14 protein-coding genes and 1 pseudogene are annotated in these 15,891 nt (G+C 58.7%); 4 read left to right on the top strand and 11 right to left on the bottom strand.

Features of this window, described 5'->3' with window-relative positions; translation table 11 throughout:
* Nucleotides 1-12: 12 nt before the first annotated feature.
* From trbL to traI, 8 genes are read right to left on the bottom strand one after another with little or no spacing between them, the layout of a single operon-like run.
* Nucleotides 13-1,194 carry a P-type conjugative transfer protein TrbL gene (trbL, locus tag ACFFP0_RS27095; protein WP_377265335.1) on the bottom strand — a complete coding sequence of 394 codons (1,182 nt, stop codon included), beginning with the start codon at nucleotides 1,192-1,194 and terminating at the stop codon, nucleotides 13-15.
* Entirely contained in the window at nucleotides 1,188-1,388 is a 201-nt protein-coding gene (gene trbK, locus ACFFP0_RS27090; RefSeq protein ID WP_377265334.1) for an entry exclusion protein TrbK, read from the bottom strand. The genes trbL and trbK overlap by 7 nt, the downstream gene beginning before the upstream one ends.
* On the bottom strand, nucleotides 1,385-2,182 hold the full coding sequence (gene trbJ / locus ACFFP0_RS27085; RefSeq protein WP_377265333.1) for a P-type conjugative transfer protein TrbJ: 798 nt from the start codon (nucleotides 2,180-2,182) through the stop codon (nucleotides 1,385-1,387). The genes trbK and trbJ overlap by 4 nt, the downstream gene beginning before the upstream one ends.
* Nucleotides 2,160-4,610, bottom strand: coding sequence for a conjugal transfer protein TrbE (locus ACFFP0_RS27080; protein WP_377265332.1), 2,451 nt, complete (start codon nucleotides 4,608-4,610; stop codon nucleotides 2,160-2,162). The genes trbJ and ACFFP0_RS27080 overlap by 23 nt, the downstream gene beginning before the upstream one ends.
* Nucleotides 4,611-4,620: 10 nt before the next feature.
* Nucleotides 4,621-4,920 carry a conjugal transfer protein TrbD gene (locus ACFFP0_RS27075; RefSeq protein ID WP_377265331.1) on the bottom strand — a complete coding sequence of 100 codons (300 nt, stop codon included), beginning with the start codon at nucleotides 4,918-4,920 and terminating at the stop codon, nucleotides 4,621-4,623.
* Complete coding sequence (locus ACFFP0_RS27070; RefSeq protein WP_377265330.1) at nucleotides 4,913-5,296, bottom strand: TrbC/VirB2 family protein; 384 nt, start codon at nucleotides 5,294-5,296, stop codon at nucleotides 4,913-4,915. Before ACFFP0_RS27070 ends, ACFFP0_RS27075 begins: the two co-directional genes overlap by 8 nt.
* Nucleotides 5,286-6,263, bottom strand: coding sequence for a P-type conjugative transfer ATPase TrbB (trbB, locus tag ACFFP0_RS27065; protein ID WP_377265329.1), 978 nt, complete (start codon nucleotides 6,261-6,263; stop codon nucleotides 5,286-5,288). Before trbB ends, ACFFP0_RS27070 begins: the two co-directional genes overlap by 11 nt.
* A 10-nt stretch (nucleotides 6,264-6,273) precedes the next feature.
* Nucleotides 6,274-6,897 (bottom strand): acyl-homoserine-lactone synthase, encoded by a 624-nt coding sequence (gene traI / locus ACFFP0_RS27060; protein ID WP_377265328.1) that lies wholly within the window; start codon nucleotides 6,895-6,897, stop codon nucleotides 6,274-6,276.
* A 379-nt stretch (nucleotides 6,898-7,276) separates the two neighbouring features.
* Between traI and repA the strand changes: the two genes are divergently transcribed.
* The 4 genes from repA to ACFFP0_RS27040 all read left to right on the top strand — a co-directional run bounded on the left by repA (nucleotide 7,277) and on the right by ACFFP0_RS27040 (nucleotide 12,679).
* Complete coding sequence (gene repA / locus ACFFP0_RS27055; protein ID WP_377265327.1) at nucleotides 7,277-8,488, top strand: plasmid partitioning protein RepA; 1,212 nt, start codon at nucleotides 7,277-7,279, stop codon at nucleotides 8,486-8,488.
* On the top strand, nucleotides 8,488-9,528 hold the full coding sequence (repB, locus tag ACFFP0_RS27050; protein ID WP_377265326.1) for a plasmid partitioning protein RepB: 1,041 nt from the start codon (nucleotides 8,488-8,490) through the stop codon (nucleotides 9,526-9,528). Before repA ends, repB begins: the two co-directional genes overlap by 1 nt.
* Nucleotides 9,529-9,767: 239 nt before the next feature.
* Nucleotides 9,768-11,036 (top strand): plasmid replication protein RepC, encoded by a 1,269-nt coding sequence (gene repC / locus ACFFP0_RS27045; RefSeq protein WP_377265325.1) that lies wholly within the window; start codon nucleotides 9,768-9,770, stop codon nucleotides 11,034-11,036.
* Nucleotides 11,037-11,569: 533 nt separating this feature from the next.
* Complete coding sequence (locus tag ACFFP0_RS27040) at nucleotides 11,570-12,679, top strand: hypothetical protein (protein WP_377265324.1); 1,110 nt, start codon at nucleotides 11,570-11,572, stop codon at nucleotides 12,677-12,679.
* A 425-nt stretch (nucleotides 12,680-13,104) separates the two neighbouring features.
* On the opposite strand, the gene ACFFP0_RS27035 is transcribed toward ACFFP0_RS27040, so the two are convergent.
* The 3 genes and pseudogenes from ACFFP0_RS27035 to ACFFP0_RS27025 all read right to left on the bottom strand — a co-directional run.
* Complete coding sequence (locus tag ACFFP0_RS27035) at nucleotides 13,105-14,247, bottom strand: site-specific integrase (protein ID WP_377265323.1); 1,143 nt, start codon at nucleotides 14,245-14,247, stop codon at nucleotides 13,105-13,107.
* A gap of 544 nt (nucleotides 14,248-14,791) precedes the next feature.
* On the bottom strand, nucleotides 14,792-15,544 hold the full coding sequence (locus ACFFP0_RS27030; RefSeq protein ID WP_377265322.1) for a nucleotidyltransferase domain-containing protein: 753 nt from the start codon (nucleotides 15,542-15,544) through the stop codon (nucleotides 14,792-14,794).
* A 224-nt stretch (nucleotides 15,545-15,768) separates the two neighbouring features.
* Nucleotides 15,769-15,891, bottom strand: a pseudogene (locus ACFFP0_RS27025) (IS5/IS1182 family transposase); the annotation flags it as partial.

Raw genomic sequence — 15,891 nt, 5'->3', positions numbered from 1 at the left:
TCCTTGTCTCGATTACGGTTTGTCGTTGCGTTCCGGAGGAGGTTTCGGTCCGCCGTGACCGCTGTGCTGTTCATCGAGCTTGGCGTTGGCCAGTCCGAGGATGGACCCCGCATAGGCGCCGGGAGAGCCGATTGCCTTTTCCTTGGCGGCCGAGCCTGCTGCTTGCGCGCCGGAACTGAAGCTTGCGCCTATCCCCCGCAGGGCAGCACCAGCGACCGATGAACCGGCGGCTCGTGCGGATTGGGCCGCGGCAAAGCCCGCGCCGGCAGCGCCGGCGGCGAGAAAGCCGGCGCCTGCGGCGAATGACGCCGCCTGCCCGCCGTGGCGGATCGCTTCCATGCCACCGGTGACGGAGGCACCCTGCACGACACCCTGGATAATGTTCGGCACGTACATGGCGATGATGAAGACCACGACGGAAATACCGGCGATGGCCAAGGTGGTGACAAACTGGTCGGAGGATGCGGTCGGCGCATTGGCCAGACCTAAGAGGACCTGCGACCCAATCTTGGCGATCATCACCAAGGCCATGAGCTTCATCCCGACGCCAAAAGCGTAGACGAGATAACGAACGGCAAAGTCTTTGGTGAAGGACGAACCGCCCAGCCCGAGCATGATCATACCCGCGAGCAAGCCGACATACATCTCCACCATCACCGACACGAAAATCGCGGCGACGAGCGAGAAGCATATGACCACGACACCCATGGCGAGAACGGCGGCAATCGCGAGGGCGTTATCCTCGAACACACCGAACTGCGCCTGTTGCGACATTTGCGAGGCGACGCGGATGCCGGCATCGAACACTTCGGCGGGCGAGGCTGAACCACCGCCGGCGCCAATTTGGAAGAGGCTGTCGACCACCGCTCGCGCGAAGGGCGGCCCCTGGGTCAGAACGAATGCGAAGAACCCGATGAACATGATCCGCCGCACCAGTTCGGCGAACCAGCTGTCCAGTGAGGCTGACTGGATCGCCAACCAGACGGCCGCAATGCCGATCTCAATCGTTGCGAGAATCCAGAATAGGGATTTCGCCGCGTTCATGACGGTGGTCTCCCACCCCTTCGCAGCGGAGGAGACCTGGTTTTCCAGTTCCGTGAGAACCTGCCCCTCCTGCCCGAAAGCGGGTACGGCATAGGCGATACAAAAAAGCCCTGTAATCAGGAATGAACGTGCAACAGTTGCCTTCACCATCTCGGTCGCATCTCCTGACCTTCCTTGATCGGCGGCAGCTCCTTGACTGAGCCGAAGAATTTCTCCCGGGCTGAGCGCTGCTCCTCGGTAAGCGCAGGTTTTCCGCCGTCGCTAGAATTGACGATCAGCACTGTGGCCGCAGCGGATGCAGCGGCGACAGCAAGCACCAAGGCAATGAGGACGGAGCGGCTCACCAGCGCGGCTCCATTTTCTGGCCTTCCGGAACGTTCTTGACCTCGGCGTTGAAGAACTTTTCCCGCCGCGCCTGTGCCAGGTCCTTGTCGGTCTGCTCCGTCTGAAGCCAGGTTCCCATCATCGTCATCTGTTGCGAGACGAGACCGCGAAGCTTCTGCATCTGGGCAACCTGCTGAGCGGCGATCTCGTGGCCGACCTGCAAAGCTTTCATCTGCCCGTCCGCCGTTTCGGACATCGACCGCAGCGAGGACATCGTATCTTCCTCGCTATCGAACTGGTCGGCCGTAAGGCTCGCAGCCTTCAGCGAGCTGGCGATGGTGTCACGGTTGGTGTTCGACCAGGATTGATAAGTCGCGGAGAACGTCGCGTTATCAGGCAAGTTGGTTTTGAGATCGGCGTAGCTCTGGAAGCGCTGCTGAAGAACGTCGTCGGCGTTGCCCATGGAGAATGAGATACTCTGACCCTGGTCGACGATACTGCGGAGCTGATTGAGATCGCTTTCGACCTGCCCCCATACATGGTCAGGCAGCTGCGCGGTGTTTTGAAGCATGTTCTGGTAGATCTTAAGCTGGTTCTGGATCTGCTCCGCAAGCTGGCTGATCTGCGTCAGCTGATTGTCGACCTGGAGGCCCGAGCTCTTGAGAAGGTCCACCAATTGCGCATTGTTGGCGAGCTGCGTCCATTCCGTCGCAGCACCGGTGGCTGTGCCGGCATGCACTGAGCTCGCGGCTCCGATCGTGAGAGCCGCGGCCGCCAAGCAGACGATCCATTTATTTGAGTAGCGATGCGGCATCATGAACTCCTCTCGATTCAAGCCAGTGGATCGGCCAGTCGTGGCCATGTTCGGATTTCAGCGCGCGGATGCGTTTGAGGTCGTCCTTGCCCGACGCGCCGACAAAGCTCAGCGCCACTGGTCCCAGCGACATGTCGAAGAGCCGTCGACCTTCCGGCGTGGCGACGTAGTATTCGCGTTTGGGGACTGCGTTCGAGACGATCTCAATCTGGCGCTCGTTGAAACCGATACGCTCGTAAAATTCACGTGTTCCTGGCTCTCTGGCGGCGCCATTCGGAAGGCAAATCTTGGTTGGGCAAGACTCCTTCAGCACATCGATAATCCCGGACCGTTCGGCATCCGAGATCGATTGGGTCGCAAGGACAACGGCGCAATTCGCCTTGCGCAAGACCTTGAGCCATTCCCTGATCTTGCTGCGGAAAACTGGGTGGTCGAGCATCAGCCACGCCTCATCGAGCACGATCAGGCTCGGCGATCCATCCAGACGTTTCTCGATCCGCCGGAACAAGTAGGTCAGCACCGGCACGAGATTGCGCTCGCCCATGTTCATCAGCTGCTCGATCTCGAAGGTCTGGAAGGCGCCGAGTGTGAGCCCGTCCTCTTCAGCATCGAGGAGCTGACCCATCGGCCCGTCAACGGTGTAGTGATGCAGCGCATCCTTGATCTCGCGCAACTGCACGCCGCTGACGAAATCCGAGAGCGAGCGACCGGATGCGCTCGCCATCAGGCCGACCTGCCGAGAAATGGCGTTACGATGATCGGGGGTGATGGTAACGCCCTGCAGACCCACCAGCATCTCGATCCATTCCGTCGCCCATGCCCGGTCGGCGTCACTTTTGAGATCAGAGAGCGGGCAGAAGGCCAAGACCCTCCCCTCTTCCGCATTGTCGCCGCCGATCTCATAGTGATCACCACCGGCAGCGAGCGTCAGGGGAAGAAGTGAACTGCCTTTGTCAAAGGCGAAGATCTGCGCATTTTCGTACCGGCGAAACTGTGCGGCGATCAGAGCAAGCAGCGTCGATTTGCCCGAACCAGTCGGCCCGAAGATAAGGCAATGACCCACGTCATCGACGTGGAGGTTGAGACGGAATGCTGTCGAGCCGGTCGCAACCTGCATCAGGGGCGGTGAATTCGGTGGGTAAAAGGGGCATGGCGCGACCGGGTTTCCGGCCCAGACCGAGTTCAGCGGAATCAAGTCGGCGAGATTGCTGGTGTTGATCAGCGGCTCACGGATGTTGCAATACCAGTTGCCCGGCAAGCTGCCGAGATAGGCATCGGTGGCGTTGAGCGTTTCAATCCGTGCCCCAAAGCCTTCCGCCTGGATCAGCCGTCGGATCGCCTCGGCCTTCTCCTGCAGTGCTTCGCGATCGCTGTCGAAGAGCACGACGACTGGCGTGTAGTAGCCATAGGCAACCAACTGCGACGAGGCCTGAGCGATGGCATCCTCGGTCTCGACCACCATGGTCATCGCGTCCTGGTCGACGGATCGACTTTGTGTCTGGAATATCTGGTCGAAGAACGGCCGGACCTTCTGCTGCCATTTCTTGCGCGTGCGCTCGAGCTTTTGCCGGGCCTCCTCGGCATCGAGAAAAATGAAGCGCGATGACCAACGATAGGTGAGCGGCATCAGATCCAGGCTGTTCAAAATACCCGGCCAGCTTTCGGCCGGCAGACCGTCGATCGCAACGACGCCGAGGAAACGGCTTTCAACCTTTGGCGTCAGTCCGTGCTCAAGCTCCGCCGTGGCGATCCAGTCGAGATACATGGGAACATCGGGAAGCCTGATCGGATGGTTCTCGCCGGTGATGCAGAAGCGGGCGAACTGAAGCAGCTCGTCATATCGGGCAATTCGCTCCCCTCCCCTCTCGACCGTTTCGCGGGTTTCCATTCGCCGGATCGAAAGTGTGTTGGCAAAATACTGCTCAAGCTCTCGCACCGCGGTCTTGAACACGAAGAGCACCGTGTCCGCGTAGGACTTCTTCCGGCTTTCCTCATCCGAATAGATGTATTTGCTGAGCGCAGTTTTCTTGGATTCGAGCGGCCGGTAGGTCAGGATCAGCGCATGTTTGCTCTCGAAATGCCCCTGCTCGCGGGCAAAATGCGCCCGACGCTCGGCATCGATTGCGCGGGTGACCGGGTCGGGGAAATGGCAACGCTCTTTTGATGGATAGTCGACCGTCGGAATGCGGATGGCGTCGACCTGGATCATCCAACCGCTTCCAAGCCGCGACAGAATGGTGTTGATCTGCCTCGACAGTTCGTTGCGCTCGAGGTCGGTCGCACTTTCAGAATCCGGACCGGCGAAATACCAGCCGGCCATCAGGCTGCCGTCCTTCAAGAGAAGGACACCATTGTCGACAAGGCCGGCATAGGGAACGAGATCGGCAAAGGATGGGCCGGTCACCCGGAACCGATTGAGAGCTACCATGGTCGTCTCCTCAATACCGGCGCCACGGCGACGTGGTCGCCTTGTAGTAGGGCTTGTAGGAAATGTGCCTGATATAGACCTGCCGCATGAACGGGTCGGACTTCGCCATCATTCTGAGGAGCCCGACGATCACGATCCAGACGGCGATCCCGAAGAGCGCTGAATAAACGGTCAACACCACGAAGATCAGGATGACGGCGGCGAGACCGGTCAGCAACACAAGCTCCCTGTCGGCGCCCATCAGGAGGTTCGGACGCGACAGTGCACGGTGGATGCGGTTGCGCTGCAGGCCGGATGGGGAATTAGCCATGAGTTCTCTCCCCGCCTCCGGCCGAGCCAATCGTGGTGAGCTGTTCGCTTGTCAGTCCTATCGAGGCGCCGGTTGCGCCGAAGAGGCCGACGATGTTGGTGGCGCCGAGCAGGATGCCGGCGACGAGAACGACATAGACAAGCCGTCGGGCGAAATCGTTCAGCTCTCCGCCAAAAATGAGCATGCCGCCGGCGATGGCCACCGCTGCAAGTGCGATTGCACCCGCGACCGGGCCGGTAATCGACTCCTGGATTTGCTGCAACGGTCCTTCCCAGGGGAGGCTGCCACCGGAGCTGGCGAGCGCTGGCGCGACGGAGGCAAATACGATTGGCGTCGCAAGGAGCGCGATGGCGATGATTGCGTTCTTACGCGACATGTCGCGCCTCCTGTTCTTCTGTGAGCTGATCCGATTCGATCTCGTATTGACCATTGACGAACCGCTCGACCTGGATGACGTCGCGCACGCGCCGTCCGCGCGGCGTCCGCTCGATCGAGATGACCAGGTCGACAGCCTCTCCGATCACCTCGTGCATTGGCTGCTGGCTTGCTTCGGCGGTGAGTTGCTCAAGGCGACGCAGCGCCGACATGGCCGTGTTTGAGTGAATGGTCGCCACGCCGCCGGGGTGGCCGGTGTTCCAGGCCTTGAGCAGCGTCAGGGCGGCGCCATCGCGGACCTCGCCGACGACAATCCTGTCGGGACGCAGCCGCATGGTGCTCTTCAAGAGCCGCGCCATGTCGATCGTATCGCTGGTGTGCAGCAGAACGGCGTTCTCGGCCGTGCATTGAATTTCGGCGGTATCCTCAAGAATGACGAGGCGATCGTCGGGCGCCGATTTCACGATCTCGTCGATGACTGCGTTCGCAAGGGTCGTCTTGCCCGAGCCCGTTCCCCCGGAAATGATGATGTTGAGCCGCGCGGAAATCGCGCTGCGGATTGTCGCGGCCTGATATTCGGTCATCACGCCGGTCCGGACGTAGTCTTCGAGCGGAATGAGGCGTGATGCCCTGCGCCGGATTGTGAAGGCAGGCCTGGCGACGACGGGGGGCAACAGCCCTTCGAAGCGGTGACCGCCGATCGGCAACTCGCCGGAGACGATCGGCTGCTCGGTGTCGACCTCGGACTGAAGCGCGTGCGCCACGGTGCCGATCACCATTTCGGCCGCGGCCGAGGACATTTCGCCAGCGGGCGCAACGCCATGTCCGAGGCGTTCGATGAATAGCTTTCCATCCGGATTGAGCATGATCTCGACGACTGTTGCATCGTCCAGCGCCACGCAGAGCTGGTCACCGAGCGCTTCCTGAAGTTTGCGAACAAGTCGTGGGTGAGAGCGAAGCTGATTCACGGCTTTCTCCTTACGCTGCCTTGCTGATACGGGTGATTTGGGAGTGGTAATTGGAAGGACGGAGCCTCCGCAACATGTCGGCGTCAGCGGGCAGGATTCCTGCCACGGCCATCGTCACACCGATCTTCTTGGGTTCGCCTAACCGCTGTAATGGCCATCCAACGCGCGCGAGAATTCGCTCAAAGCGCAGGTCGGTCACCGTGACGATCTCCGTGAAGCCGTTCGCCACGCACCACTCAATGATGCCTGCGAACATGGTCAGGGTCGCCTCGTGCACCGAACCGTCTCCCCTGCCCTCTCCGAGGGTCGTATCGACGCAGAAGCGAGAACTCTCGATCATCGCGGCGTGGCCGTTGAGTTGACCGCCAGGGAGAAGCGACGGGAAGACATCTGCCACCATTGTCGGACCAAGCGTAGGAAGGAGCCTCGCGCACCCGGCCAGTTGGCCGGTCTCTGCGACGGCGAGAACATAGGTTGGCCGAAGCGGGTCAAAACTGTCCGACTCACATCCCGCCGTTACGTCGACTTCCCAACCCAGGCGGTCGGCGAAGACACGTGCGCGTAGCCGGTGGTGGATGTGAAGGAGGTGCGCTTCTTGGATCGTCCGGGGCGTTGAGAACGCTACAACTTGCATGAATTTCTCCGTCGTAGTTGGTCGGCGGGGAAATGAGCACGAATCGGAATCGGCTGGCAGTTGTAGGATCCTACATATCGGTAGCGGGATGAGTCGGTGTAAATGTCGGCGCAGACGATGGTACGAAAGAGAGTATTCAACAGCATCTTCTTGTAGGATTCACCCTAGAACAAAAAAGCACCGCAATGGTAAAGGGGGGGTTGCTAAGTGATTGGACGGATTGCAGAAAAATGGAGAGTTCGCTGCGGAAGCAACGGCGCTTTTGTAGATCGCGTTAAGGTTTCGTTAACCAAGTAACGTTTGACGCAAAGCGGGAATCGGGTAACTGTCTGTCGACGGAAAATTACTGACGATCACGAAAAAACCGTCGTGAGGCAAAATGAGAGCGAACCAGCAGCAGATCGAACCCGCAGAATCATCGGCGACGAAGATCAGCCGGCAGTCACAGTTGTTGTCTGCGCAGCTCCAGTCAATCCGCGAGCGGCTTTATGAACCTGAAGCTGCAAAGACCCTCAAGACCTTCACCTCCCGCGAAGTCGCGACGCTCCTCGGGATCGCGGAATCGACGTTGCGACAGATGTCGCTCGATGGCGAGAGCGCTATCCCCGACCGACAGGACAACGGTCGGCGGATCTATACGCTTTCCCAGGTGAACCAGATACGCGAGCATCTCGCTCGAAAGCGCCCGAGCGAAGCACTCGAGTTTTTTCCGCGCCGCCGAGACGGGGAGAAATTGCAGGTCATCGCCGTCGCAAACTTCAAAGGCGGCTCGGCGAAAACCACGACAACCGTGCATTTGGCGCATTACCTGGCAATCCAAGGCCTCCGCGTTCTTGCGATCGATCTCGATCCGCAAGCATCATTATCAGCAATGTTTGGCTACCAGCCAGAGTTCGACGTTGACGAAAACGAGACCGTTTATGCAGCTATTCGCTATGATGATCGCCGGAGACCCGTCCAAGAGGTGATACGAAAGACCTATTTCGCGGGGATTGATTTGATCCCGGCGAACTTGGAACTGATGGAGTACGAGCACGAAACTCCGCATGCTATCGCGGAAGGATACGGCCGAGGCGATGGGATTTTCTTTCGCAGGCTCTCGGCCGTTATCAGCGAAGTCGAGGCGGACTACGACGTAGTCCTTATCGATGCCCCTCCTCAGCTGGGTTACCTTACTCTTGGTGCCCTTTGTGCTGCCACCGCGCTGCTTATCACCATTCACCCCGCAATGATTGACGTTGCGAGTATGAACCAGTTCCTCGCAATGATGAGCGATCTCATGGGCGTGATTGAGGAGCGTGGCGGCACACTCAGCCACGACTTCATTCGCTACGTAATCACGCGGCATAACCCGAACGACGGCCCCCAGGTGAACGTAGTCACTTTGCTGCGCTCCCTCTTCAAGGAAGATGTTCTGGCACCGGCTGTCGTTGAGACGACGGCGATCGCGAGCGCGGGGCTCGAAAAGAAGAGCCTTTATGAATTGTCGAGAGGAAGCGTTGGGCGCGATACGCTTAGCCGTGCACTCGAGTCCGTAGATTCGGTCAACCGCGAAATCTTCCTCCACATCAAAGACGTGTGGGGTAGGTGATGGTCAATCCTAAAGAACGAAACCAGCGGATGAAGAGCTTGTTCGCGAACGTCGATACTGAGGCGCTCGCGAAGCAAACGCCGCCCTCCCCTATCGAGCAGGAAAAGCGTCGTGTCGGTTCGGCGGCCGTCAAGTCAATGGACCGTGCGTTCGTCTCAATCGAAGACGAGAATAGGCGCCTTCATGATCAGCTACTTTCCGCTGAATCGATCATTGAACTCGACCCTGATCGTGTCGTGCCGTCGTTCGTCAAAGATCGCTTGGATATCGAAGGCGATGAGAGCTTTCAGGCGTTCGTCGAGGGGATCAGGGAGGCTGGACAGAAGCTTCCTATCCTCGTGCGTCCCCTGGCCGGGAAACCGGGTCACTACCAGGCTGCCTATGGCCACCGGCGTCTCCGCGCGTGCCAGATACTTAAGCGCCCCGTCAAGGCCATCGTACGCGACTTGAGCGACGAGGAACTCGTTGTTTCACAGGGGATCGAGAACTCCGAGCGGCTCAATCTGTCGTTCATCGAGCAAGCACTGTTTGCATTGACTCTTAGAGAGCGGAAATACTCGCGGGAAGTGATATCGGACGCGCTAGGCCGCAAAGAAGGACAACGCCTGGCCTATATCTCGATCCTCACAAACACGGCGGCGCTGATCCCCGAGGAGCTCATTCGGGCGATTGGCCCAGCGTCCTCAGTCGGTCGTCCCAAATGGGAAAAGCTTGGAGCTCTCATCAATAACCGGAGCCTAAGCACCCAGCAGAGGAAAATCCTGGCGGATGTGACCGCATCTTCAGCATGGTCAGAGAGCGGAAGCGACCAGAGGTTCACGCTGATCATGGATGCTTTCGATCAGTCTGCAAAACGAAAGCCAGATCTGGTTGAAGTTACACTAGACGGTGGAATTATCATCGCAGCGAAGCGGACCGACAATTCGACGCGCATATCAATTCCTGACAATCGCCTTCCTGGGCTTTCGGACTGGCTGCTGCAACGGTTACCCGAGCTTTTCGAAGAGTTTCAACAGAGCAAGGAAAGGGTTCTGGAATGACCTAGTCGCCAGAAACGGAAAAGGGCCTAGCGACTGCAATCGATAGACCCTTAAACCATTGGCCAACGGAACATCTCTGTACCGTCAACATCAGCTGTAACGATCTGATTCTAAGACGGACGAGGGCGTTAATCAAGTCTCTGTAACTGCCAGGGACTGATTTTTTGCGCCTAGAATTCCGCTGGCTTCCTGAAAATCGAATGATTGGGATGCGATCTTGCGATCGCAGCGGGAAAGCTATGACTGAAGCATCTGCGGTAGCGTCGTTCCGGCGCATCACCCCTGGGATCGTCGCCAGTGCGCGATTGGCGATGGCGAATGACGTTCCCGACACGACAAAATCCGAGATGGCCCTGCTCTTGAAAAAGGCTGCTCCTGTTCTCGGCATCGATGGCACGACCTATCATGTCATGGATATCTTGCTCGGGTTGTCGCGAGCGGACGACTGGAAAGGAGCTGGCCGCCCGGTAGTCGCAATATCCAACGCGAAGCTGGCCGAGTACACGATGCGCTCCGAGCGCACGGTAATAAGATCCATCCGTCGCCTAGTCGAAGCTGGTATCGCTGCCTACCGTGACAGCTCAACCGGCCGGCGTTTTGTCTACCGAAACGAGGCAGGCGAAGTTGTTTCTGGCTTCGGGATCGATTTCACGCCGGCGCGTGTAAGAGTTGACGAGTTGCGGCAGGCGGTTGCTGAATTCCATCAACGATTGGCTGCTGAACTGACGGCGAAGCGGGATATTGCGAGACTTTCGCGCGCGATCGAAGATTTGTGTGCAGCGTATCCGAATGCAGCTGCTGAGTTCAGGTCAGAGCTTGCGTCCATCTGCCAGGGCAACGGCCACCTTCTTGATCGAGCAGCCGAGGTACGGGAACTGCATGGGCGAGTGACAATGGCACTCTCCCCTGAGCATGTTTCGTTCAATATGACATGCGAGGGTGACATGAATGTCAGCCCTAATATTAATACAACCCCGGAATCTTTATCTGAAAGTAGGAACAAGCGGACCCGCTCTACCGAGCGGGAAGATTGTCAGTTAGACGACCGCTTCGCGGTCGATTCGGCTTTTGAAAATAAGCCTGGCGAAGGCGGAGTTGGGCAGCAAGATCAAACTGGCTTCCCGCAAAGGGACGTAAACGCCATCCAAGGTGAGGTTCTTGGCTCCGTGTCGGTCGGCTTGCTTAAGGCCGCGTGCCCTGAAGCGCAGTCCATGATCGCGATGCAGTTTGACTCCTGGGCGTCGCTCGGGCGGGCGGGCGAGACGCTCCGCCGGATGATTGGGCTGTCTGAAGCCGGCTGGGCGGACGGAAGGAACAAAGTGGGCTTGTACGCGGCCGCGGCAATTCTCGCCACAGTTCTGGAGAAATCGATCCGTGATCCGGAGCAGATTAGCAGGCCAGGCGGGTATTTCAGGGCCATGATTGACCGCGCGCTTGATGGGAAGCTCAATCTCGAACGCAGCCTTTTCGGCTTGGCAGACCACCGCTATGGTCAGAGTGAAAAGTAACAGCTGTTACTTTCTTGGGACGGTGAATGTCGGTTTGCACGCGACGGCGACAGGCCAGGGCGGTAGCCGAAGGCCGTCGGAGAGGTGGGGCCGCAGCGATGGACTGTTTCGTCGGCTTAGGTGGCGTCGTGCTGGGCTCAAAGTCGGCAAGCGGCAGAGACACGGATGGCAAACCCTGGAACGGCTAACAAGAGTAACAGCTGTAACTCTTTGGACTGAGACCAACGGTTTGGCCCTGCTATGTTGAGGTCGCAATAGCTGGCGATGGCCTCCGATGAGGCTTCATGTTGTTTGATCTAGCTCACAATTTCTGCGAAGCTCCGCGTCCTACCTCATCCGAATTTCTCGATGATGGATTGCGAGGACGACAGAATGAATTGGGTCGCAAATCCAAAGTCTCTGAGGACATCGAAGGTCACTGCACACCCGGACGCGAGACCAGAGCCAGTACGCGGTCGGGCGCCTGGCACACGCTCGATCACGTTCACACCAGCTGAGTTATAGGGGCTATGGCTCGCTGTTCGCATCTCCACGTGATCGACCCGTCAATCGTGACCCACGAGAGCGAAATCTACCGCAATCTGGTCAGCCAGCATGTCTCCGAGGATAGGACAGATTTCGCCATACTGGCGACGGCCGATCGGTTGAAGGACTATTCCGCGCGCCACATGACCGGCGTCGTCGGCGATGGCCTCGCCTATCTTCAGATGATCCGTGACGGCTATGAATGGTTCGACCATTTCGAAAACTTACCACTAACGGGCTCGTCGGGGACGGCGCGTTCCCCCGACTTTGTATTCAGCCGGCGGGACGATCTGTCGGTCGCGATCTCGGAATCAAAGGCTACTCGCGGAAGCTCGAAAGAGCGTTTTGGTCAAACTGTCTCGAAGGCCTATACCGAGCAAGTCTCTCCCTATCTCGGCCTGAAACTCGGATCGAGTGTGGCGTCGCACGGGTTCGCCATCGGATCATATTTGACTTCGAATCTTCGAGGAGAGCTGTTCATCCATCATACTGAAACAGTCGATAACCCAGGTCGATTGGACGGCGGCGGCGATCCTAGCGCGGTGCGTCGAGGCAATTACATCAACATTCTCTCGCTGCTGATGGGACCGGAGGCGTCGAGATCGATGCGATCCGGGTCATTGTCGGTAAGGGATCGCACAGTTCTCACGACACGATGGCTCGGTCGAGAATGGCTCCTGGGGTACACGGGTCGATACGGCGACTATCACTGGGACGATATTGATGAGTTCTTTTGGCTCAGGAGGCGGAGGCTCCCTTGGCGGGCCGCCGGCTTCTCACGATTTGCGCTTGACCTGGAAGTTGCAACGATAGCCTTCCGTGCGTTGGAGCGGCCTGAACAAGAGAAAGAGCTGCTGAATAACATACCCGAGATGCCGTCGAGGCTGGCCGAAGAGGCCAAGCAAAATGGCGGCGCCATCTTCCCGGACGGTTTTGCGGTCCTGGCGGACGACCCCTTACCAGAGAGAATCGTCATCCGCTCGATTGACCTGGACAGCGCTGAAGTTGAGGCGGCCGACGAGGTGGAGGCCCAACCAGAAGAATTGCGCGTCCAACAGTATGTTGGACCCGATGTTGAGGAGGAACACCAACTCGTGCGGCTCCAGCTAAAGGAATGAGATAGAGTAACAGTTGTAACTTTTGCAGGGGCGGGCGATGGTTCGAGAAGAGCTGATGATCACTCTTGAGAGTTGCCGGACACGACCCCCCGGGCGCGGCTGGCGGAAAGGCCATTGGCGTCGGCGCGAGCGCATTGGTGGAGCTTTGGATGGGATGACATGACGCTAGCGGATCTGGTTGACCAATGTCGATCGAGCCTGACAGACGAGACGGTGCAAGTGAGGCGAAGCTGGAACGAGATGTTCACATACACTCTAAGGCATTATTCTGCGGACACGCAGATTGAACAGTTCGATCCAGGCGTCCTTTGTGCGCGTCTCACCGCCAGCGGCATTAGCCGACCGATCGCTGATGGCTACGCGAAGCGTTGGTGCGCTGTCCTTGCTGAGCGGAATGGACCCGACGCCTGATCTCCAGCCATCACTCAAAGAATTCTGGCAGCGCGTCCGCTACGTCTCGTTGCGCTGTTGTAGTAGGCCGAGGCCTGTTGGACGGAACGATGACGGGACTGGTCCATCGCTTCTAGCAGGGAGATGTTGCGGATGGCGGCTTCCGTCAGGAAACCCGATCGCAGTCCGTGCGCCGAATAATCTGATGGCTCGAGGCCCGCCATCTCCGCCCGCTGTTTGATGATGGTATTGATCGACTGCGGATCGAGCGGCCGCTTCGAAACGGTTCCCCAACGCCCGATCCCCCGGAACACGCTCCCCTTGCTAATCTTGGCGGCCGCCATCCAGGCATTCAGCGCATACACCGGTCGGCCGGTCAGATAGACCACCTCATCCTGCTCGCCATTGGACGTCTTGGTACGGCCGAGATGGATGGCGAGCGAGGGGAGGGGATCTCCGTTCTCGACCGGGATCGGTGGTTCGACGGTAAGCTGGTCGACCCGAAGCCCAGCCACCTCGCTGCGCCGGCGGCCGCCGGAGGCGAAGGCGACCATCAGGATCGCTTGGTCACGGACGTCGCGCAAACTGTCGGTCGCGCAGGTCGCCAGCAATTTAGCCAAAATATCGCTGGTGACCGCTTTCGCGCTCTTGCGGCGACGCGGCCGCGGCGCGGCGCGCACCGCGAGGCGGATAGCGGACTTGAGGGCAGGGGAGGCGAAGACACCGTCGAGACCGCGCCATTTGGTCAGCGTCGACCAGTTCGCCAGCCGCCGGCGCACCGTTGCCGGCGCGTGCGGGCCGACGGCTTTCAGAAACCCCTGGCGCCGAAGACTCTCGTCGACCTCGGCCGGCATTCCGTGATCGGGATCGGAGGCCCGTTTTTCCGGATCCCAAAGATGCTGCGCGACGAATTTCAGCAGCAACGCCTCAGGCGCCGGCCAGGGCAGAGATTGTCCGGTTGCCGCCAATCCCCAGGCTTCGAGATAGGCGAGGTCCGAGGCCAGGGCGCGCAGCGTATTGGCGCCCATGCCCTGGTTGACGAGATGGCGCAGCGTCTCGACGTCCTGGTCGGTCAGCAGTTCGGCGAGTTCGTCGCGCCGCTCCATCGGCAGTACGGCGGCGATGGTGTCGAGCTCTTCGGCGCGGCGTTCGATTGCGGATTTTTGAGTTGGCGGCATTTCGGCTCCGGATCGTACGGTTCTGGCGCTGCTGAGGCCCCTCAGAGCCCACTGTTCGTGATTTGCGGCACAAAATCAATCTACCATCGATAAGCGATGGTTATCGATGGCTGGGCGTGGCCCAGTGCATCATAGGGAGTGAGGAAACTCAACTTTGAGATAGAGTTCGTTTAGCAAATCATTTACCATGATTTCAATGCTTTACGATCTCGCCAAATTGCCCATCTCAACCCTCATGGAGCCGGCTTTTCGCGCTGGCACTGTGGCTTTTAACTCCCGATTTCAAGTGAAGCGGTAAGCTGAAAACTCGGTCCTCAATTTTTGACCTAACCGCTTCACGCCGAGCAGGGGAGGAGGCCTGTCAGGCCGGATGCCCTGGCGAGATTTATCCGAAAGCGGTCCCCCGACGCCGATATTTTCGGGTCATCTCGACGGACGCGTGGCCGAGCGGCTTCCGGAAGCAGCGTTCATCAACCTCAGCGCGAAGCCAAGCTGATGCGCAGCTTTCCTACTGTTGCCTTATCTCCTTAAGGTAGGGAGGCGCTCAATCCAGCGGCTCGACGCGCCTAGCTTGCAGTGGTGCCTCCTGCCGATATCCGCTGAAAAAGCGGCCGCCATGCCTCGCCAACTCGCTGTCGGCGAGCGCGACCAACTCACGCGCATCGCCCGAAGCTGCTTTTGCAAAGGCTGTGTTTAAAGTGTCGGCCAGTCTCCGGTCGAACCTGGCGAGCAGACGGGGTGCCCATTTACCGCGCCCTGACCATGTTCCCCTTCCTAGCAGCATCAGGTCGATAAGCTGCGGATAGAGCATGGCCGCGAGGCCCGCGACTTCCACCACCGGGCGGTCTGCGCGCAAATCATCGGCAATGTCGCTGATCATGTAGCGCATCCTATCGTAAGCCGGCCCTGAAAGTGGCTTGGGTCCTCGTGCCAGCAATCGTTGCGCTTCCTCCTGTATCGCCTTCGCTGCCACGCTATCCTTTCCAATGATTGTGCTAGTGGCCACCATATTGACCATGATCGGGCATCCGCTTTGCATATCGGTGTCCATGAAATGCCGGAGCGTTTGGGGATCCTGCACGAAGGCTTCGACGGGAAAATCCTGCATCTCGAACGATTCCCTCCATGCTCTCGGCAGGTTTGGGAATACGACCACAAGGTCAATATCGGAGTAGTCATTGCCTTCGCCACGCAGGATTGATCCTGATGCAAAGGCGAAGCTTGCCCCTGGAAAACGGATTGCTAGGCAGTCGCTCGCGACGTCAAGTGCGCGCTCGGCGCGATATGGGTGGTTCACGTCTCACTCCTCGTTTTGACGAACAGAGCGGGCGCAAAAGAAAACCCCGCTCGTGCCCGGCGGGGTTGATCCACTTTATCTGAACAGATTCAGTTCACGACAAGGCCAACCGCCGCACTTGTGCGGTCGTGGTAGTCGATGAGGTGAGGTGCATCCTGTTCATGTTTTGAATTTACGTGCATGATATTCTTCAGTCAATCTGCTAGGCCGTAGTGACGAAATAACTATTTGAGCCAGATGGCGATAGCGGCGATTTTGACGAAGCCCATGAAGTTTGCGAGCAGCTTGTCGTATCGTGTGGCGACACGTCGGAATTGTTTGAGCTTGTTGAAGAACCGTTCGATACG

Origin of the sequence: Neorhizobium puerariae (genome assembly GCF_042429745.1) — a bacterium.
Taxonomy (GTDB): Bacteria; Pseudomonadota; Alphaproteobacteria; order Rhizobiales; family Rhizobiaceae; genus Neorhizobium; species Neorhizobium puerariae.
Note: the sequence above shows the minus strand (reverse complement) of the source record. Positions and strands in the feature narration are given on the sequence as shown.

Bases quoted from the DNA above. Each gene is read 5' to 3' on its own strand.
- trbJ (WP_377265333.1), bottom strand. From the start codon at position 2,182: ATGCCGCATCGCTACTCAAATAAATGGATCGTCTGCTTGGCGGCCGCG.
- repC (WP_377265325.1), top strand. From the start codon at position 9,768: ATGACTGAAGCATCTGCGGTAGCGTCGTTCCGGCGCATCACCCCTGGG.
- ACFFP0_RS27070 (WP_377265330.1), bottom strand. From the start codon at position 5,296: ATGTCGCGTAAGAACGCAATCATCGCCATCGCGCTCCTTGCGACGCCA.
- ACFFP0_RS27075 (WP_377265331.1), bottom strand. From the start codon at position 4,920: ATGGCTAATTCCCCATCCGGCCTGCAGCGCAACCGCATCCACCGTGCA.
- traI (WP_377265328.1), bottom strand. From the start codon at position 6,897: ATGCAAGTTGTAGCGTTCTCAACGCCCCGGACGATCCAAGAAGCGCAC.
- ACFFP0_RS27080 (WP_377265332.1), bottom strand. From the start codon at position 4,610: ATGGTAGCTCTCAATCGGTTCCGGGTGACCGGCCCATCCTTTGCCGAT.
- repB (WP_377265326.1), top strand. From the start codon at position 8,488: ATGGTCAATCCTAAAGAACGAAACCAGCGGATGAAGAGCTTGTTCGCG.
- trbL (WP_377265335.1), bottom strand. From the start codon at position 1,194: ATGGTGAAGGCAACTGTTGCACGTTCATTCCTGATTACAGGGCTTTTT.
- repA (WP_377265327.1), top strand. From the start codon at position 7,277: ATGAGAGCGAACCAGCAGCAGATCGAACCCGCAGAATCATCGGCGACG.
- ACFFP0_RS27035 (WP_377265323.1), bottom strand. From the start codon at position 14,247: ATGCCGCCAACTCAAAAATCCGCAATCGAACGCCGCGCCGAAGAGCTC.